The 18,755-nt window shown below is 72.4% G+C and carries 17 protein-coding genes; 8 read left to right on the top strand and 9 right to left on the bottom strand.

Features of this window, described 5'->3' with window-relative positions; all coding sequences use genetic code 11:
• Positions 1–34: 34 nt before the first annotated feature.
• The gene (gene dhaM / locus RM446_RS18310) at positions 35–442 is read right to left on the bottom strand and encodes a dihydroxyacetone kinase phosphoryl donor subunit DhaM (RefSeq protein ID WP_311546566.1); all 408 of its coding nucleotides are present in this window, start codon (positions 440–442) and stop codon (positions 35–37) included.
• A gap of 74 nt (positions 443–516) precedes the next feature.
• On the opposite strand from dhaM, the gene dhaK reads away from it, so the two are divergent.
• Together dhaK and dhaL are read left to right on the top strand one after the other, a co-directional pair.
• Entirely contained in the window at positions 517–1,515 is a 999-nt protein-coding gene (gene dhaK, locus RM446_RS18305; RefSeq protein WP_311546629.1) for a dihydroxyacetone kinase subunit DhaK, read from the top strand.
• 192 nt (positions 1,516–1,707) lie between these two features.
• A complete protein-coding gene (dhaL, locus tag RM446_RS18300) occupies positions 1,708–2,334 on the top strand; it encodes a dihydroxyacetone kinase subunit DhaL (protein ID WP_311546565.1) in 627 nt (208 codons plus the stop codon).
• 103 nt (positions 2,335–2,437) lie between these two features.
• Here dhaL and RM446_RS18295 read toward each other — a convergent pair whose 3' ends face one another.
• On the bottom strand, positions 2,438–3,436 hold the full coding sequence (locus RM446_RS18295; protein WP_311546564.1) for an LCP family protein: 999 nt from the start codon (positions 3,434–3,436) through the stop codon (positions 2,438–2,440).
• Between the two features lie 441 nt (positions 3,437–3,877).
• Positions 3,878–4,414, bottom strand: a complete 537-nt coding sequence (locus RM446_RS18290) for an NUDIX hydrolase family protein (RefSeq protein WP_311546563.1) — start codon at positions 4,412–4,414, stop codon at positions 3,878–3,880.
• Between the two features lie 240 nt (positions 4,415–4,654).
• On the opposite strand from RM446_RS18290, the gene RM446_RS18285 reads away from it, so the two are divergent.
• Positions 4,655–5,740 carry an S-(hydroxymethyl)mycothiol dehydrogenase gene (locus RM446_RS18285; RefSeq protein WP_311546562.1) on the top strand — a complete coding sequence of 362 codons (1,086 nt, stop codon included), beginning with the start codon at positions 4,655–4,657 and terminating at the stop codon, positions 5,738–5,740.
• A 58-nt stretch (positions 5,741–5,798) separates the two neighbouring features.
• Here RM446_RS18285 and RM446_RS18280 read toward each other — a convergent pair whose 3' ends face one another.
• The 5 genes from RM446_RS18280 to RM446_RS18260 form a co-directional block, all read right to left on the bottom strand.
• A complete protein-coding gene (locus RM446_RS18280) occupies positions 5,799–6,983 on the bottom strand; it encodes a MalY/PatB family protein (RefSeq protein ID WP_311546561.1) in 1,185 nt (394 codons plus the stop codon).
• Between the two features lie 206 nt (positions 6,984–7,189).
• Complete coding sequence (locus RM446_RS18275) at positions 7,190–8,392, bottom strand: glycosyltransferase family 4 protein (RefSeq protein WP_311546560.1); 1,203 nt, start codon at positions 8,390–8,392, stop codon at positions 7,190–7,192.
• Positions 8,389–8,871, bottom strand: a complete 483-nt coding sequence (locus RM446_RS18270; protein WP_311546559.1) for a hypothetical protein — start codon at positions 8,869–8,871, stop codon at positions 8,389–8,391. Before RM446_RS18270 ends, RM446_RS18275 begins: the two co-directional genes overlap by 4 nt.
• The gene (locus RM446_RS18265; protein WP_311546558.1) at positions 8,868–9,827 is read right to left on the bottom strand and encodes a sulfotransferase family protein; all 960 of its coding nucleotides are present in this window, start codon (positions 9,825–9,827) and stop codon (positions 8,868–8,870) included. Before RM446_RS18265 ends, RM446_RS18270 begins: the two co-directional genes overlap by 4 nt.
• Before the next feature lie 908 nt (positions 9,828–10,735).
• Positions 10,736–11,662, bottom strand: a complete 927-nt coding sequence (locus tag RM446_RS18260) for a LysR family transcriptional regulator (protein WP_311546557.1) — start codon at positions 11,660–11,662, stop codon at positions 10,736–10,738.
• Positions 11,663–11,788: 126 nt separating this feature from the next.
• Here RM446_RS18260 and RM446_RS18255 point away from each other — a divergent pair, with 126 nt between their 5' ends.
• The 4 genes from RM446_RS18255 (at position 11,789) to RM446_RS18240 (ending at position 15,864) form a co-directional block, all read left to right on the top strand.
• On the top strand, positions 11,789–13,168 hold the full coding sequence (locus tag RM446_RS18255; protein WP_311546556.1) for a CitMHS family transporter: 1,380 nt from the start codon (positions 11,789–11,791) through the stop codon (positions 13,166–13,168).
• A gap of 46 nt (positions 13,169–13,214) precedes the next feature.
• The gene (locus RM446_RS18250; protein WP_311546555.1) at positions 13,215–14,546 is read left to right on the top strand and encodes an acyclic terpene utilization AtuA family protein; all 1,332 of its coding nucleotides are present in this window, start codon (positions 13,215–13,217) and stop codon (positions 14,544–14,546) included.
• On the top strand, positions 14,543–14,899 hold the full coding sequence (locus RM446_RS18245) for an AtuA-related protein (protein WP_311546554.1): 357 nt from the start codon (positions 14,543–14,545) through the stop codon (positions 14,897–14,899). The genes RM446_RS18250 and RM446_RS18245 overlap by 4 nt, the downstream gene beginning before the upstream one ends.
• Positions 14,900–15,054: 155 nt before the next feature.
• A complete protein-coding gene (locus RM446_RS18240) occupies positions 15,055–15,864 on the top strand; it encodes an oxygenase MpaB family protein (protein WP_311546552.1) in 810 nt (269 codons plus the stop codon).
• Positions 15,865–15,919: 55 nt separating this feature from the next.
• Here the strand turns inward: RM446_RS18240 and RM446_RS18235 are convergent, their stop codons facing one another.
• On the bottom strand, positions 15,920–16,852 hold the full coding sequence (locus RM446_RS18235) for an oxygenase MpaB family protein (RefSeq protein WP_311546551.1): 933 nt from the start codon (positions 16,850–16,852) through the stop codon (positions 15,920–15,922).
• A 619-nt stretch (positions 16,853–17,471) separates the two neighbouring features.
• Between RM446_RS18235 and RM446_RS18230 the strand changes: the two genes are divergently transcribed.
• A complete protein-coding gene (locus RM446_RS18230; protein ID WP_311546550.1) occupies positions 17,472–18,716 on the top strand; it encodes a cytochrome P450 in 1,245 nt (414 codons plus the stop codon).
• Positions 18,717–18,755: the final 39 nt, after the last annotated feature.

The following is an 18,755-nucleotide window of genomic DNA, read 5'->3' as shown; positions in this document are numbered from 1 at the left end:
AGCGGCCGCGCAAAAGGATGTCCCGCCCGCGGCATCAGGCCGGGAACTTCGCCTGCCCGCGGGCCTCGCGGGCCGCCTCGGCGACCGCGGACAGCTCGCCGCCCGTCGCCGCGGTCACCGCCGCGGACACCGCGCCTTCGACGAACGGGGCGTCCACGACCACTACGTCCTCGCGCGGCTCGTCCTCCAGCACCAGCCGCGCTGTGAGCACGGCGCTGCCGATGTCGGGCAGCATGACCACGCCCGCACCGGAGTCGGCCTCGGCGACGGCCGCGCTCACGCGCTCGTAGGAGGTGCCGAGCCCTCCCTCGTCGGTGCCGCCGGCGCAGAAGACACGCCCGCCCGCCGAGCCGAGTTGGTCGATCAGCTCGCGCAGTCCTTCGGCGAGTTTCCCGCTGTGCGACACGAGCACGATCCCGACAGTGGAGCCGCTGTTTTCCATGGGCACCTAGGCTACTCATCTGAAAGCGCGCTGTGGCGCATATCACCGCCGAGGCCATCGCGGGAGCGAGTCGTATGAAGAAGTTCCTCAATACCGCCGACACCTACCTGACCGACGCGCTGGCCGGCTTCGCGGCCGCCCACCCCGACCTGTCCGTGAACCTGGAGTCCCGCGTGGTCACGCGCGCACGCGGCGCCGTGCCGGGCAAGGTCGGCCTCGTCTCCGGCGGGGGCTCCGGACACGAGCCGCTGCACACCGGGTTCGTGGGCGAGGGCATGCTGGACGCCGCCTGCCCCGGTGAGATCTTCACCTCACCGGTTCCCGACCAGGTGCTTGAGGCGGTGCGCGCCGCCGACAGCGGCGAGGGCACCGTGCTGATCATCAAGAACTACACCGGCGACGTCATGAACTTCGACATGGCCGCCGAACTCGCCGGCGAGGAGGGCCGACGGGTCGAGACCGTGCTGGTCGACGACGACGTGGCCGTCGAGGACTCCACGTTCACCGCGGGACGGCGCGGCACGGGGGCAACGCTGCTGGTGGAGAAGATCGCCGGAGCGGCGGCGGCGCGCGGGGACTCCCTGGAGGAGGTCGCGGCGGTGGGCCGCCGCGTCGACGCTGCGTCGCGCTCCTTCGCGGTGGCGCTGACCGCCTGCACCACGCCCTCGGCGGGACGTCCGGGATTCGACCTGCCCGAGGACGAGATCGAGGTGGGCGTGGGCATCCACGGTGAGCCCGGCAGGCGCCGCGAGAAGCTGCGCTCGGCGAGCGAGATCGTCTCCGGCATGGTCGACGCGGTCCTCGACGACCGCCCGCTGGAGTCGGGCGCGGAGGCGATCGTCGTCGTCAACGGCATGGGCGGCACTCCGCTCAGCGAGCTGTACCTGGTCTACGGCGAGGTCGCCGCCCTGCTGGAGGAACGCGGTGTCTCCATCGTCCGCAACGCGGTCGGCGACTACGTGACCAGCCTGGACATGGCCGGCTGCTCCATCACGGTGTGCGAGGCCGAGAAGGGCTTCGTGGACCTGTGGGACGCGCCGGCGAGCACTCCCGGACTGCGGTGGGGGATCTGAGGGACGCTGGACGGGCGCGGACACTCCGGGCGGCGCGCATGCGGGCCGCCCGGAGCGCGCCGGGTTTGGGCCGCCCTGCGCCGCCTCCCGCCCCGCCGCCCCGAACGTTCGGCGGGGGTGGCAGTGCCGCCGCGGCGGGGCATGCTGTGTGGGGTACGCGACGGCACACGTGACGAGGGTTGGGAGACGCCGGTGAACATCGAACTCGCGCGCGCCTGGGTGAGGGCGATCGGCGCGGCCGTAGAGCGTGACCGGGAGCGGCTGGGCGAGCTGGACGCCGCCATCGGGGACGGCGACCACGGGGCGAACATGCAGCGCGGCTTCGCGGCAGCCGTCGCCGCGGTGGACGCGATGAGCCCCGAGTCGGTCGGCGCAGTGCTGACCAAGACCGGCACCACCCTGGTCTCGAAGGTCGGCGGCGCCTCCGGGCCGTTGTACGGCTCGGCGTTCCGGGCCGCTGGGAAGCGGCTTGCCGCAGAGCGCGCCGAGACCGCCGAGGTGGGCGCGGCGCTGTCGGCCGCACTCGACGAGGTGCGCCGGCTGGGCGGTGCGCAGGCCGGCGACAAGACGATGGTCGACGCCTTCGCGCCCGCCGTGGACGCGTTCGCGCGGGCCGCCGACTCCGGCGGCCGACTGGACGCGGCCGCCCGCGCGGCGGCGGACGCGGCCGCCGAGGGCCTGCGCGCCACCGAGCCCATGCAGGCGCGCAAAGGCCGCGCGTCCTACCTGGGCGAGCGCAGCATCGGCCATCCGGACCCCGGTGCCGCCTCCACAGCGCTGGTCTTCCGTGCCCTGGCCGAGGCGACCGCCGAGGACTGAGCGGCCACATCACCGCCGATCTTGTAGCTATCGCAAATGGAAATCGTTTTCCTTCACGATAGCTACAAGATCATCGGGGTTCGGCGGCCAACGCGGACCGGGATCATTGGTCGTGCGGTTGCCCGTCGGTCTCACGGCCCAGCCGCTCGGCGTCGTTGGCCAGGCCGTGCTTGTCGATGTAGGCCCGGAGCCGGTCCTCCTCCAGCGCCTTGAAGAACCCGTCGTTGACCGACTTGTCCAAGCGCAGCACGTTCTGGCCGTCGACCCACGCGGGCTTGGCGACCGCCAGCGTCGCGAAGGTGATCCGCTCGGGGCCGGTGTCGAGCAGCCGCATCGCGACCGCGCGCAGCGTCGCGGCGTCGGCCCGGTCGTCGACGGCCATGGACTCGCTTGCGGCCGTCAGCAGGCGGTCGAGCCGCTGCGGGTCGGAGGACAGGTCGGACTCCGCGACCTTCTCGGCCATCGCATTGAGGAAGACCTGCTGGCGCTGGACCCGGTCGATGTCGCTTCCGGAGAGGCCCTTGCGCTCGCGGACGAACCGCAGCGCCTCCTCGCCGTCCATGCGGTTCTGGCCCGCCGGCCAACTCCAGCCGTTGGTGGGGTCGTGGATCGCGTTCGGCAGGTCCAGCGTGACACCGCCGAGCGCGTCGACCATCCGCTCGAAGCCGCGGAAGTCCAGGGCGGCGAAGTGGTCGACCGCGACGCCGCTGAGCTCCTCGACCGTGCGCACGAGCAGTCGGGGCCCGCCCTCCCGATAAGCGTCGTTGATCTTGGCTTTGCCGTGGCCGGGGATCTCGACCCACGAGTCCCGCGGAAAGGAAATGGCGAAGGCGCGTTCGGAATGCTCGGGCATGTGCAGAAGGATGATCACGTCGGAGCCCGACTCTCCGCTGCGCCACTTGCCGGCCGTCGCCTCGCCGCGCAGGTCCGAGCCCACCAGCAGCCAGTTCCGGCCGGGGTCGGCCTCGGCTGAGGCGCGGTCGGACGGCAGGGCGCCGACGATGCGCTCGATGTTCTCGTCGTAGGACTCCGTGCGCCACAACGCCACTCCGCCGGTGGCCGCCACCAGCACGAGCACGGCGGCTAGCGCGGAAAGTGCCACGCTGCGCGCGCGACGCCGACTGCGGTGTCTACTGCGGTGCCTAATGCGGGACTCGCCCATACGGCCGCCTCGATCGGATCGCTACGTAGGACCTCGCTCGACCTCGATTGTCAGCGTTCCCGGTGTTATACGATTCTCACCCGATTTCACCTGTTCCAGAGGCGGGCCGGATCGCGGCTTTGCCGTCGGCCCCGCCAGTGCGGGAGCGCTCGCCCGGCGCCTCGGACCGACCTCTGCGGTCCCAGGCGGTCCGCAGGAAGCGGGAACGCACCGACGGCGGCACGCGCCTGTACCGCGCCAACGGCATCGCCCGGCTCCGCCGTATCGCTCGCCGGCCGAGGAGGGGGGACCTCGCCGGGGTCGCCCGCATCCTCGACCAGCAGGAGGACAACACCCGCCCGCGCGGCGCCGGCGGCGGAGCCGGGTCGAGGCCGCCGGCGCTCAGGGAACCAAGCCGACGTGGGCCAGCGCCTGGCGCACCAGCACGCCCTGCCCGCCGCTCATCTCCTGCTGCAAGACCTCGCCGGCCGCCTCCTCCGGGGAGAACCACACCAGGTCGAGCGCGTCCTGGCGCGGCCGGCAGTCCCCGGTGACCGGCACGACGTAGGCGAGCGAGACCGCGTGCTGGCGGGGGTCGTGGAAGGGGGTGACACCCGGCGTGGGGAAGTACTCGGCCACCGTGAACGGCTGCGGGGAGGCGGGAACGTGCGGCAGCGCCACAGGCCCGAGGTCCTTCTCCAGATGGCGCAGCAGGGCGTCTCTGATCCGCTCGTGATAGAGCACCCGCCCCGAGACCAGCGCGCGGCTGATGGAACCGTCGGGCGCGACGCCGAGGAGGAGGCCGACGCTCACCACCGAGCCGGACTCGTCGACGCGGACGGGCACCGCGTTGACGTAGACGATGGGCAGCCGTCCGCGCGCATCCTCGATTTCGGTGCGGGAGAGCCAGCCGGGCGAGGTGTCCGTCGTTTCTGTCATGGCAACCTTCCTACCCTCTCGGTCCTGCGGACACCGGAGGGTGTCCCGGCTCACACCCGCACCGGGTCTCCCTTCTGCACCGGGAATCGGCTCTTCCGCAAGGGTGGTAGACGCGGTGCCTCCGACTGGCCACCATGGCCTCAGGGAGGAGCGGGGCGCGGGGTACCGCGGCGCTCGCCCGCTGCCTCGGCGGCGAAACACGGCATCAGGGCAAGGCGGCAACGAAAGAGGGCATGCCGGATGACGCAGGAAGTGCGCGGAGTCGTCGCGCGGACCAAGGACGCACCCGTCGAAATGGAGACCATCCTCGTCCCCGATCCCGGCCCCGGAGAGGCCGTGGTACGCGTGCAGGCGTGCGGGGTGTGCCACACCGACCTGCACTACAAGCTGGGCGGTATCAGCGACGAGTTCCCCTTCCTGCTCGGCCACGAGGCCGCGGGAGTGGTGGAGTCGGTCGGCGACGGGGTCACCGGGGTCGCGCCGGGCGACTTCGTGGTGCTCAACTGGCGAGCGGTGTGCGGGCAGTGCCGTGCCTGCAAGCGCGGCCGGCCCTGGTACTGCTTCGACACACACAACGCCGCCCAGCCGATGACGCTGGCCGACGGCACGCCCCTCTCCCCCGCACTCGGCATCGGCGCCTTCTGCGACAAGACGCTGGTGGCCGCGGGCCAGTGCACCAAGGTCGACCCCGAGGCATCGCCCGGTGTCGCAGGGCTGCTCGGATGCGGAGTGATGGCCGGCATCGGTGCGGCGATCAACACCGGTGCCGTGGGGCGCGGCGACAGCGTCGCCGTCATCGGATGCGGCGGCGTCGGCGCGGCCGCGGTCGCCGGAGCCCGCCTGGCCGGTGCCGCCCGGATCATCGCCGTCGACCTCGACCGGCGGAAGCTGGAGGCCGCCGCCGGCTTGGGCGCCACCGACACCGTGGACGCCGGCGAGCAGGACCCCGTCGAGGCGGTCCGCAAGCTGACCGGCGGGTTCGGGGCCGACGTGGTCATCGAGGCCGTGGGCCGCCCCGAGACCTACCGGCAGGCGTTCTACGCTCGCGACCTGGCGGGAACCGTGGTGCTGGTGGGGGTGCCCACTCCGGACATGACGCTGGAACTGCCGATGCTGGACGTCTTCGGCCGCGGCGGCGCCCTGAAGTCGTCCTGGTACGGCGACTGCCTGCCCAGCCGCGACTTCCCGATGCTCATCGACCTCTACCTGCAGGGCAGGCTCGACCTGGACGCGTTCGTCTCCGAGACAATCCCCCTCGACGGCGTCGAGGGCGCCTTCACCCGCATGCACCACGGCGACGTGCTGCGCTCGGTCGTCCAGCTGTGAGGCGGTGCCGCGCCCCCGCCGCCACGGGGGCGCGGCACCGACCGCGCGGGCCTGGCGCTCAGCCGGAGCGGTCGGCGCCCGAGCCCGCGACCGCGGCGATCCCCGACACCAGCCGTCGCAGGATGGGCCGGGGCGTGGCGAAGTTGAGCCGGGCGAACCCGCGACCGGGCGCGCCGCAGTCGGGGCCGTCGACCAGCACGATCCCGGCGCGCTCGTGCAGGACGCGGCCCGGGTGGTCGCCCAGCCCGAGCCCGCGGAAGTCCAGCCAGGCAAGGTAGGTGCCCTCGGGCGGGGTGTAGTCCGCCCCGGGCAGGTGCTCGGCCACCAGGTCGGCGAGTTCCTGCCGGTTGCCGTCGAGGTAGTCCACGACGCCGTCCAGCCACGGCCCGCCCGCGGTGTAGGCGGCCGTGGCGGCGGCCACGCCGAAGTTTCCCGCGCCGTGGGCGAGCACGGGCCCGATCTCCGCCATGACCGCGGCGTCGCCGGGGTTGCTCACGATCAGCTGCGCGCACTTGAGGCCGGGCACGTTCCAGGCCTTGGAGGCGGAGGTCGCGGTCAGCACGTGCCGAGCGGCCGCCGGCGAGACCGACGCGTAGGGAACGTGGCGGTGTCCGGCGTAGGTCAGCGGCGCGTGGATCTCGTCGGCGAAGACGCGGCCGCCGTGCCGTTCGACGACCTCCGACAGGTCCGCGAGCTCTTCGGCGGTGAAGACCCGGCCGAGCGGATTGTAGGGGTTGCACAGGGTGAGCAGGTGGCCGCCCGCCCGGAAGGCGCGGTCGATCGCGTCGAGGTCGAAGACGTGGCGGCCGCCGTCGCGGGCCATCGGGACCTCGATGATCTCGCGGCCAAGGCTCTGCGGGACGGTCAGGAACGGCATGTAGGCCGGGGTGGGCAGGATGACGGGGCTGCCCGGGCGGGAGAACCGCTCGACGGCGGTCTCGAAGCCCTTGACCACGTCGGCGACCGGGTGCACGTCGGCCGGGTCGACCCGCCAGCCGTAGCGGTCGCGCTGCCAGTCGGCGCAGGCGGCGCGCATGGCCGCCACGGCGCGCGGAGGCAGGTAGCCGAACTCCATGCGCTCGACCGCGGCGTGCAGCGCCTCGGTGATCGGCGGTGCCGTGCCGAAGTCCATCTCGGCGATGAACGCGCCGAGCGTGTCCTCGCCGTGCAGCGTCCACTTGATGCCGCCGCGGGAGCGGAGGCCGTCGACCGTCACCGCGTCGAACTCGCTCGCCAGGCTCACAGGGCGTCCTTTCCGGCCGGGGGCTGCCCGCGGGCGCCCGACGGCGGACCGCGAGGAGGCGGACACAGCGGCGGGCGGCCCCAAGCGAGTGCCGCCCGTCGCCTCGGCCCACCTTAGGCCGCTCCGAAGGAGCCGTTGCGGGCCAGTCCCGTGCCGTCTGCGCCATCCCGGTTCAGCGCAGGCGGAGCGTAGCCCGGCCCGCCCGGTCACGCCGCGGGTGTGGCGCCCTTCCCGGAGGTGCGCACCAGGTCGGTGAACAGCTCGTCCCACATCGTGTGTACCGACTCCGGCGCATAGTTCTGCGCCGTCTTGAGCGCCTCGGCGCCCATGCCGGCCCGCCGGTCCCGGTCGTCCATCATCTTCGAGATCGCGTCGGCCAGCGCGTCGACGTCCTTGGGCGGCACGAGGACGCCGTCCTTGCCGTCGGTGATGACGTCGGCCGGGCCGGTGGGGCAGTCGAAGCTGACGATCGGCAGCGCGTGGGTCATCGCCTCGATGACCACCATCGGCAGGCCCTCGAACCGCGAGCTGAGGACGTAGAACGACGACTTGGTGAGCTCGCCCTCCATGTCGTCCGTGTGGCCCATCAGGAAGACGTGGTTGTACAGGTGGTGCTCGTTGATGAGGTCCCGCAGCTCGGCCTTCTTCTTGCCGGTGCCGAAGATCCGCAGCTGCCAGTCGGGGTGGCGTTCGGTGACCTTCTTGAACGCCGGGATCAGCATGTCGAAGCCCTTCTGCGGCGCCAGGCGGCCCGCGGCGAGGGCGATCTTGCTGCTGTGGTCGGAGAGCTCCTGGTCCATCGAGTGCACCGCGTTGGGGATCCGCACGAGCCGGGCGCCCGGCATCAGCTTCTCGTAGTCATCGCGGTCGCGGTGGGTGAGCACCGCGACGGCGTCGAAGCGCGGGTAGTGCTTCTTGATCGCCCGCTGCACGTCGTTTCGGTGCGTGGCCAGGTTCATGTGCTCCTGGGCGACGCGGATCAGTTTCGGATCGGCGAACTGCGCGGACAGGATGTTCAGCGCGGGCCGAGTGGTCACCAGGATGCCGTCGTGCACGCCCTTGAGGTAGCGGATGATCTCGCGCTCGACGTAGCGGGTGAACGTCTCGGCGGCGAACTCGCCGGCCGGGACGTGCACCGCGCTGAGCTGCTTCAGGCGTTCGCGGTCCCACGCGCGAAAGCGCGCGACGGGCCCCGGCTTGGGCTCGTCGCCCTTCGCAGGGCGCTGGTCGATGATGGCGCTCAGCTTCACCCGCTCGTCGAGGTCGAAGTGCGGGTCGTCCCGGTGCCGGATGACACTGACGATCTCGACAGTGTGGCCCAGCCCGGCCATCGTCTGGGCCTGCGTGAACACGGTGCGGATGGTTCCGCCCGTGCCGTACGCGTTGAGCAGGAGGTACCGGATCCTCATGGGTTTTCCTTGTCGGAAGGGCTGGGCAGGCATTCGACCGAGAGATTGTTGTTGACCGTGTAGAACGGCCGCACCGTCACCCCGGCCCCGCTTTCCGCGGACGTCTGGGCGGGGAAGACCATCACCTTCTTCTTGTCGGCGATGTCGTCGAGGTGGCGGCCGAGTCGCAGCCATTTCTCGGCCGACTCCTCCAACCGGTCCTCGGGTGCGCAGTAGAGGTCCCACTTCACCCCTTCTCGGGCGGGACCCTCGCCGGCGGTGCCGAACTCCGTCACGGGAACAGAGACGTCGAAGCGCCCGTCCTCCACGCGGAGCTCGTAGGACTTGCTGGTGTCGGTGTCGCGCAGCACGGCCAGCAGGTACCAGCGGCCGGATCCGGAGGCTGCGTCTGCGAGGAGGTCGCCGATGATGCGGACGGCTCCGTCGCGCGGCCAGATCTCGGCGACCTCCGCCTGCGGGGTCTCGGTCTCGGCGTTCACGAAGCGGTTACCCCTTCGCGTGCGTCGGTGCCCGACTCGTCGGCCTCGCCGGACTCGTCGAGGTAGCCCCACTTCCGGCTGATCCCGCGCAGGACCTCGGGAACCTCGGAGGCCTTGGGCAGCTCGCGCCCGCGCTGGACGCTGCCGGAGCGGACCTTGTCCTTCCAGTCGCCCAGGCCCTTGGTGAAGTCGCCCTGGACGCTGTCGCCGTACTCCAGCATCGTCGGCTCGTAGTCGATGTCCAGGTACTCGCAGATACGGCCCAGCTCGCCGGCGGGGTCGGCGGTCAGCTCCTCGTAGTGCACCGTGTGGGCACCGGACAGGCCTTCGCGCGCCCGCTGGACCGCGTTCATGTAGCGCAGCGCGTCCTCGGCGGCCTCGTCGTAGGTGCGCTTGACCGGATCGGCCTCGTGCCAGGACTTGGCGATGGAGACCGGGTGGCGCAGCAGGCAGATGAAGCGGGCGTCGGGCCAGCAGGCCGCGAGGCGGTCCCACACGAAGGCGTTGCTCGGGGTCTTCTCGACGACGAAGTCCTTGCCGGCCCGGGACAGCTCCCGGTGGAGCACGCGGTCCCACAGCAGGTGCTCGATGTCGCCGCGCTCCAGGCCGCAGGCCTCCATCGCGCGCTCGGAGAGCTTGGTGCGGAAGTGCACCTCAAGGCGGCGGATGTGCAGCTCGTGAGGGGCGTGCAGGCGCGAGTGCGCGTTGAGCAGCAGGCGCAGCAGCGTCGATCCGGACCGCACCGGCGAGATGACGAACACCGGGCGGTCGAGCAGGCGGTCCAGCGCGGGATTCTCCGGCGGCCGGAAGGGGACCTTCTCCTTGGGCTTCTTCACGGCGGCGGGCTTCGGCGCGGGCTTGGCCGCCGCCGCCGGCGCCTGCTTCTTGCGGGCCCTGCGGAGCTCGACACCCAGGGTCGCGCCGAGCGCCGAGTTGATTTTGCGTGGAAGATCCATGCTCATGGAACTTATGGCTCTTTTCGACTGGGAGCAAAGGAAACGGATTTTTGTCGTTCACGCCGCGGCCGACCGCCGTCCACCGCGAAGCCGCCCGGTACCAGGAGGCTTCCCGGAAGGCGAAGCGCTCCCGCGCCGGCGACGCGGCGGCGAGGCACACCCGAATGGCCGTGCGCGCCGATAGCGCCCAGTCCGCACGGCGGCCGAAGCCGCGGAAGGACGCGCATACCGGACCGGCGGGAAGCGGGGCCGCGCCTTGTCCGGCCGTATCGGCGCCCGTCGGAATCCGCCGGGCTGTGAGGCCGATGACGCGGCCAATGCCACGATAACCGCCCCCGCATAGCCGTTCGCGCATGCGCGGGCTCCCGGGCCACGGGCGGTTCGGCCCATGGAGAGCACCGGTCATGCACGCATATCAGGTTCACATAAAACTCCCAGGTTCGCACGCCGCACGGTCGGCGAGTCGCGCAGTCGGTCGTGCGCACCGGGCACAGAAAGGGCCGGTCCCGGTCATCAGGACAACCGAATCGGAGGACGAACGTCGCAATCACCTCCTTCTCTGCCATACAGCCCAGTGACTCCCACTGCCCCCAAGAGGGGCGCTCTCCCCCCGCGACACCCGGGGCCGGACGACGCACCACCGACAAGCGTGCTGCCATGAACGCATCGCCGGGCCGACTCGCGGTCCGCGACACGCCGTCACCGCCGCACGCGCACCGCCGACGACGCGGCTCCCCGATTCCCGGAGCTTTGGCGCCTGTGAAAGCACGCGCGGGAATGCGGCTCCCGATCGAGACGGCACCTCCCCCTCTATCCCGACGTCGAGGGGGCGCCCCGCGCGCCGCGAGCGCGCGACCGATCGCCTGTGACGTCCCGGCGCGGCGGACCCGCTTGCCCGGCGCGGCCGCTCAGTCCACCCAGCGCACGTCCGCCGGAAGCGGATGGCCCTCCTCCCGCAGGCCGCGCAGGCAGTCCAGGAAGCTGCGGGCCGGCGGGGGCACGCGGCGGTCCCGCGGCAGGACCACGCTGAGGCGCCGGTCCAGCGCCGGGCGCACCAGGGGGACCCGGGCGTAGTCGGCGAAGCTCATCAGCACCTCGACCAGCGCCGGCATCGCCGAGACGCCCAGACCCGCGGCCAGCAGGCCGCCCACCGTGGACACGTTGCCGGCCTCGGTCACACCCGCCGGGCGCACGGCCGCCTCGGCGAAGGCGCGGTCGGTTCCGGCCCGCACGCTGGAGTCGGCGCCGACGGCGATGAACTGCTCGCCGCTGAAGTCGCCCCAGCCCAGCTCGGCGGCCCCCGCCAGCGCGTGGGCGGGGGGCAGCACCGCGAAGAAGCGGTCCTCGGCCAGCGCGTGGGCCCGCAGCCCTTCGGGCAGGCCTTCGGCGGAGGTGATGGCCAGGTCGGCCGCGCCGGCGGCGAGCCGCTCCAGCGCCGCCTCCGACATCCCGTCGAGGATGCGCACGGCGGTCTGCGGCCGCTCCTCGCGGAAGCGGGCGATGACCGGCGGCAGCAGCGCCGCCGCCACCGAGGGCAGCGTCGCGATGGTCACCACGCCGCGCTCGCCCGCGAGGTAGCGCTGCAGCCCGGCCATCTCCGCGCGGTGGGCGCCCAGGATGCGCTCGGCCGCCTCCAGCAGCTCCCGGCCCTCCGGCGTCCGGCGGATCCGCCGCGTGGTGCGGTCGAACAGCCGCACACCCAGCAGCCGCTCCAGCTCCAGCACAGTGCGGCTGAGCGACGACTGGGCCACGTGCAGCTCCGCGGCGGCGGCGGTGAAGCTCTCCGCGCGGGCCACGACAGCGTAGACGCGGAGTTGGCGCAACGACAGGTCCATGCATCCGAAGCATAGATCCTTGCCCGATTGATGTTGGACGCGCAACCGCGCACCTTGCAAGCATGAGTGGCCAGCCCCACGTGAGGCACATCACTCCCCCGGCCGCCTTCGCAAAGGATCGTCGACATGCTCACAGCAATGGGATTCGCGGCCATCGCGACCGTTCTGGCACTCCTGCTGTCCAACCGGGTCTCGGCCGTGGTCGCGCTCGTCGCGGCGCCGGTGGCGGCGGCGCTGATCGCCGGGTTCTCCCCCGCCGAGATCGGCGAGTTCGCCGGGACCGGGATCTCCGACGTGGCCGGCACCACGGCGATGTTCGTCTTCGCCATCCTCTACTTCGGCGTGATGCGCGACGCAGGGCTCTTCGACCCCGTCGTCCGACGCGTGCTGGGCTTCGCGGGCCGCAATCCGGTGACCATCGCGCTGGCCACCGTGGTGCTGGCGATGCTGACCCACCTCGACGGCGCCGGGGCGACCACCTTCCTGATCACCATCCCCGCGATGCTCCCCCTCTACGACGCCCTGGGGATGCGGCGGCTGGTGCTGGCCGCCCTGACCGGCCTGGGCGCGGGGATCATGAACATGGTGCCCTGGGGCGGCCCGACCGCCCGCGCGGCATCGGCGACCGGGATCGACGCCAACGCCCTGTGGGCCCCGCTGATCCCGGCCCAGCTGGTGGGGATCGCCGCCTGCCTGGCCATCGCCTACCTGCTGGGGCGCCGGGAGAGGAACCGCCTGGCCGTCGCCGCGCCCGCCGCCCGGCCCGCGAAGGCGCCGACCGGGGGCCCGGCCGGCGACGGCGTCCCTCAGGACGACGACGAACCGGCGTCGCCGACCGACGACGGGGAGCTTTCCGCCGAGGAGGCGGTTCTGCGGCGCCCGCGGCTGTTCTGGGCAAACGTCGCGCTCACCGCGGTCACGGTCGCCGTGCTGATCTCCGGCGTGCTCTCGCCCGAGCTCGTGTTCATGGTCGCGCTGGTCGTTGCGCTGCCGCTGAACTACACGGGCCTCAAGGCCCAGACCGACCGCATCAACGCCCACGCGCAGGGCGCCGTGCTGATGGCCAGCACCCTGCTGGCAGCGGGGGTCTTCCTCGGCGTCATGAGCGAGAGCGGGATGATCGACGCCATGGCCGAAGCGCTCACCGGCGCAATGCCCGGCGCCGTCGGTCCTGCTCTGCCGCTGTTGGTGGGCGTGCTCGCCGTCCCGCTCAGCCTGCTCTTCGGTCCCGACGCCTACTACTTCGCGGTGATGCCGGTGCTCACCGCCGTCGGCGACACGTTCGGCGTACCCGCGAGCGCCATCGCCCAGGCCTCGATCACGGGCGAGGAGACGGTCGGCTTCCCGATCAGCCCGCTCACCGGCTCCTTCTACCTCCTCACCGGGCTGGCGGGAGTCTCGATCGGAAGCCACATCCGCTTCCTGCTGCCCTGGGCGTGGCTGGTCGGCATCGTCGTGCTGGCCGTCGCCGCCCTCACCGGCGCCATCCCGCTGTGGACGGGGTGACTCCGGCACCGGACCACCACCACGAGCGACGGGGGAGCAAGGACACGTGAGCAGCAACCAAGCCCGGATCGGCTGCGGCGCGGGGTTCGCCGCCGACCGGATCGAACCGGCCGTCGACCTGGTCGAGCAGGGCCGACTGGACGTCCTCGGCCTGGAGTGCCTCGGCGAGCGAACCGTCGCCCTGGCCGCGCTGCGCAGGCTTTCGGACCCGCGGGCCGGCTACGATCCCATGCTGCGCAAGCGCATGGCCCCGCTGCTGGGGCCGCTCAGCCGGACGGGGACCCGGCTGATAACCAACGCCGGGGCGGCGGACCCGGTCGAGGCCGCGCGCATGGTGCGGGACCTGGGCGCGGAGCTGGGCGTGCCGACCGCGGTCGCGGCGGTCACCGGCGACGACGTGCTGGACCGCATCGATCTCACGGCCCCGGCCTGGGAGGACGGATCGCCGCTGGAGTCGCACGGGGAGATCGTCTCGGCCAACGCCTACATCGGCGCCGACGCGCTTCTTCCGGCCCTGCGGGGGCCGGCGCCGGTGGTGATCGCCGGACGCGCGGCCGACCCCTCCCTGTTCCTTGCGCCGCTCGCCCACCTGCTGGGCTGGGAGACCGAGGACTGGGCGCGCATGGCGGCGGGCACGCTGGTCGGCCACCTGCTGGAGTGCGCCGGGCAGGTGACCGGCGGCTACTTCGCCGACCCGGCGCGCAAGCCGGTGCCCGGCCTGGCCCGGCTGGGCTACCCGATCGCCGAGGTCGGCGGCGACGGCGGCGCCGTGATCACCAAGCCGCCCGGCACCGGCGGCCGGGTCGACCGGCTGACCGTGGCCGAGCAGCTCACCTACGAGGTGACCGACCCCCGCGCCTATCTCACGCCCGACGTGTCGCTGGACTTGACCGGGGTGGACGTGCGCGACCACGGGGGCGACCGCGTCTCCGTGCGCGGGGCGCGCGGGGCCGCCCGCCCCGACGAGCTGAAGGTCAGCGTCGGCTACCGGGCGGGCTTCCGCGGCGAAGGCGAGATCTCCTACGCCGGGCGCGGCGCGCTCGACCGGGCGCGGCTGGCCGCCGAAGTTGTACGCGAGCGGCTCGCGGGCGCGCTGCCGCGGTTGCGGGCCGACGTCGTCGGTCACAGCGCGCTGCACGGCGAGGCGCTGGCCGAGGGCGCCGAGCCCTACGAGTGCCGGCTGCGGGTAGCAGGACTGGCCGGGACACGCGAGGCGGCCGATGCGGTGGGCGAGGAGGTCAGCGCCCTGTACACATCCGGCCCGGCGGGGGGCGGCGGGCTGCGCGTGGCCACCGCCGAGGTCGTGGGCGTCCTGTCCGCGACCGTTCCGCGCGAGCAGGTCGAGACCGGGGTCGTCGTCTTCGAGGGGACCGAATGAGCATCCGGCTGTACGACATCGCCCACGCGCGCGCGGGGGACAAGGGCAATCTGATCACCGTCTCGGTGATCCCCTACGACCCCGCCCGGTACCCGCTGCTGTGCGCTGCGCTGACCCCCGAGCGGGTCGCCGAGCACCTCGCCGAGCGGGTCTCGGGCGACGTGGTGCGCCACCGCCTGGACAACCTGCCCGCGCTGATCTTCGTGTGCCCGCGTGCAGCCGACGACACGGTCACCACCTCGCTGTTCCTGGACTCCCACGGCAAGAGCCTCGGCTCGGCGCTCCTGGAGCTGGAGCTGGACGCGGACGACGGGGGCGGCCCCGAGGTCGCGGGCGGCGCAGCGGCCTTCTAGCTAGGGCAGACCTCTCGGGTGGGGCCGGGCGGGCCTCGGTCTGGGGCGCGGGGGCCCGCCCAGACCGGGGCCCGCGAGCGTCCGGGGCACGGTCGCCGCCCTCGGCCCGGGACGCCGCGCGGCGATCGGCCGCGGGCCCGTCTAGCATGGGGACCGTGGGGGACGAGCGGCGTGCGCGAGCGGGGGCTCCGGCACAGCGGGTCTACCGCGAGGCCGTCGTGCTGGGCGCGGCCGCCTACGCCATTCTGCTGCAGATCGCACAGCCGGGGGTCGGCCAGGGGGTCGCCGACCACAGCGACTTCGCCCAGCGGCCGGTGGACCGGCTGCGCGGCACCCTCGTCTTCGTCTACGGGCTGGTGTACGGCACCGAGGACGAGGCGGACCGCGTCGCCCGGATCGTGCGTGCGATCCACAAGCGGGTCGCGGGGCCGGGCTACAGCGCACAGGACCCGGAGCTGCAGGTGTGGGTCGCGGCCACGCTCTACGCCTGCAACATGCACGTCTACGAACTGGTCTTCGGCCCGTTGGCACCGGAGGAGAAGGACGAGGTCTACCGGCACGCCGCGGTTTTCGCCACCTCGCTGGGCTGCCCGCTCGACCGCTGGCCCGCCACCCGGGCCGACTTCGACCGCTACTGGGCCGACACGATCGGTGCCATCGAGGTCAACGACACCGCGCGCGCAATCGCGCGCGACCTGTTCAACCCCGCCAATCCGGTGGTGAGGGCGCTGGTCCGGGTGCAGCGCTTCCTGGCCGCCGGGCTGCTGCCCGACCACGTCCGCGCGGGTTTCGGTCTGGAATGGGGGCCGGTCCACCAGCGCCGGTTCGACCGGCTCGTCGCCACCGTGCGCACGGTCTACCCGCGCCTGCCGCTGGCGGTACGCACCCTGCCGCGCGACTACTACTTGCACGACATGCGCAGACGGGCCGCGCGCGGGAGCCGCACCCAGCCGGGACGCCGGTAGCCCGGCCGCCGACGAGCCGCACGAGCCCGCCGCCTCGCGGGCCCGCTCAGGGCCGTCAGGCAGGGCCCGTTGGGGCTCGCAGCCACTTGGCATCGATTCCGGTCGGCTCCGGAGCACCCATATCCTCGACCGCATAGCCGTCGGGGTATCCGGGGTAGGTCCGGTTCCGCCGGTCCGCGGACAGCCGCGAGACGCGCCGCGGCGGCAGTTGCGCGACCACGCCCGCCCGCACCCGCAGCGCCGTGCGCACGGCCCTTCCCAGCCACCGCGGCGCGGGGGCGAACCCGAACGCCTCCAGCATCGGCTCGTCGAGCAGCGCCCGCAGGCCCGCGTCGGCCGCGGGGCGCAGAGGGGCCGGGAACCAGGCGCGGAACACGTCCAGCGTGGCCCGGCCGACGCGGGCGTTGGTCTCGGTGTAGCGGAAGTGGTCGCGCTCGTAGGCGGTCCTGAACTCGCGGAAGGAGTCCAGGTCGGCGGGGATGTCGCGGATGTTCATCCGCCGGCCCACCTCGGTGTAGTAGCGCAGCGCCGCCTCGCGCTCGGCGCCGGTCAGCGGCCGCCACCCGTAGTCGGCGATCCAGTCGATGGGCTCGAAGACGAAGGTCGACAGCACATAGAGCATGTCGCCGTTGGAGATCGCGTACCGGTTGTGCATCCGGTTGACGGTGCGCAGACTCGCGCGGCCGCGGTCGGAGTCGACGCCGTGCTCGACCATCTCGCCCATCAGCAGCGACGTGTCGTCGTAGCGCTTCTGGCCGCTGCGACCGAACTCCCCGGTGGCGTCCAGCAGCGCCGAGATCGAGGGCACGCAGTAGGTGCGGTACAGCGCCAACTCCAGCGCACGGGTGTAGTCCCACGGGAACTCGTAGCCGGCGGAGATGCGGTAGATCTCGTGGAAGTCGGTCTCGGGGTCCAGGTCCGCGATGCGGCGCAGCCAGTGGAAGCGGTCGCGGCGGAGTCCGGGCGGGGCCAAGGGCTGGCGGGGCATGGCGTGCTCCTTCTCAGGGGGGCGGGACGGCGGGCGGCGCTTTCGGCGATCGGCGGCGGCCGGGCGGTCGCGGCAGTCGCGGCAGTCGCGGCAGTCGCGGTCGTGCCCGACTGTAGAACGGCGCACGCCGATCCGCCTATCCGCAGTCCGGCGATTCCGCCCGTCGGCAGGACAGGATATGGCGGAACCGACGGGCGTCCGAATTACACCAGCTCAGTGTCCGGAATTCGAGACGGACGCGCGCCAGCTCCCCTTTCGACCCCCGCCGCGGTCGGCACGGAATACCCTCGCACCTGCGGTTCCCCGTGCCCGACCGGACGCCGTCGCGTCCCAGTCCCCGCCGCGCCCCGGCCGGGGTAGGGGCCGACCGCATCGACGGCTGCGACGGGGATCCTGCGCGCCGGACCGCTCGCGGGCGCCCGCTACCGCGATCGCCCGAGCGCACAGATGCCCGAAATCCGATTCGTCCGATTCCAGGCACGATAAACCAGTGACGGGCGTGAGGCCGATGCGTACTGGTTTCCGGCACTTCGGGGACGTTACGCCTGGCTCGTCGCGAATGACTTCCCTACTCTGGGACGAGTCGATCTTCGTCCCCCCTCATTAGTGAGGCGCAGACATGACCAAAGTCCCGGACACTCCCGGTATCCCCGATATCCTCTCCGCGGAGTTCAACGCCGATCCGTATTCCGCGTACCGGATCATGCGCAGCGAAGCACCCCTCATCTGGCACGAGCCGATGCAGAGCTACATCGTCTCGCGCTACGAGGACGTCCAGCGGGCGTTCAAGGACGAAGTGTTCACCACCGCCAACTACGACTGGCAGTTGGAACCGGTGCACGGACGCACGATCCTCCAGCTCAGCGGACGGGAGCACGCCGTGCGCCGCGCCCTGGTGGCGCCGGCCTTCCGCGGCAGCGAGCTGCGCGAGAAGTTCCGCCCCGTGATCGAGCGCAACGCGCGCGAACTGATCGACGGGTTCCGCGACGCGGGCTCGGTCGACCTGGTCTCGCAGTTCGCCACGCACTTCCCCATCAACGTCATCGTGGACATGCTGGGGCTGGACAAGGGCGACCACGACCGGTTCCACAAGTGGTACACCAGCATCATCGCGTTCCTGGGCAACCTCTCCCAGGACCCCGGCATCGCCGCCGACGGCCTGCGTACCCGCGAGGAGTTCGCGGAGTACATGATTCCGATCATCCGCGAGCGCCGCGGCAACCCGGGCGACGACCTGCTGTCGGTGCTGTGCCGGGCCGAGATCGACGGCACCTCGATGAGCGACGAGGACATCAAGGCGTTCTGCAGCCTCCTGCTGGCCGCGGGCGGGGAGACCACGGACAAGGCGATCGCCGCGATGTTCGCCAACCTGCTGGCCCACCCCGACCAGATGGAGGCGGTGCGCGGGGACCGCTCGATGATCCCCAAGGCCTTCGCCGAGACACTGCGCTACACCCCGCCGGTGCACATGATCATGCGCCAGCCCGCCGAGGACGTGGTCTTCAGCGGCGGCGAGGTGCCGGCGGGCAGCACGGTGACCTGCCTGATCGGTGCCGCCAACCGCGATCCCGAGCGCTACGCCGACCCCGACTCGTTCAACGTCTTCCGCGACGAGCTGGACGCCTCCACGGCGTTCACGGCCGCCGCGGGCCACCTCGCCTTCGCGCTGGGGCGGCACTTCTGCGTCGGCGCGCTGCTGGCCGAGAACGAGGTGGAGATCGCGTCGAACATGCTGCTCGACGCGATGCCCGACGCCCGGCCGGCCGACGACCACGCGGCCGAGGACAAGGGCGTGTTCACCCGCGGCCCGGCCCGGGTGCCGGTCGTGTTCACCCCGCGCACCACGGTCTCCGCCGGGTTCTGAGGGCGCCGCTCCCCCGCGGGCCCGGCCGCGCGCATGCGG

Origin of the sequence: Streptomonospora wellingtoniae (genome assembly GCF_031845375.1) — a bacterium.
GTDB lineage: Bacteria > Actinomycetota > Actinomycetes > Streptosporangiales > Streptosporangiaceae > Streptomonospora > Streptomonospora wellingtoniae.
This window is presented reverse-complemented; position numbering and strand designations above follow the sequence as displayed.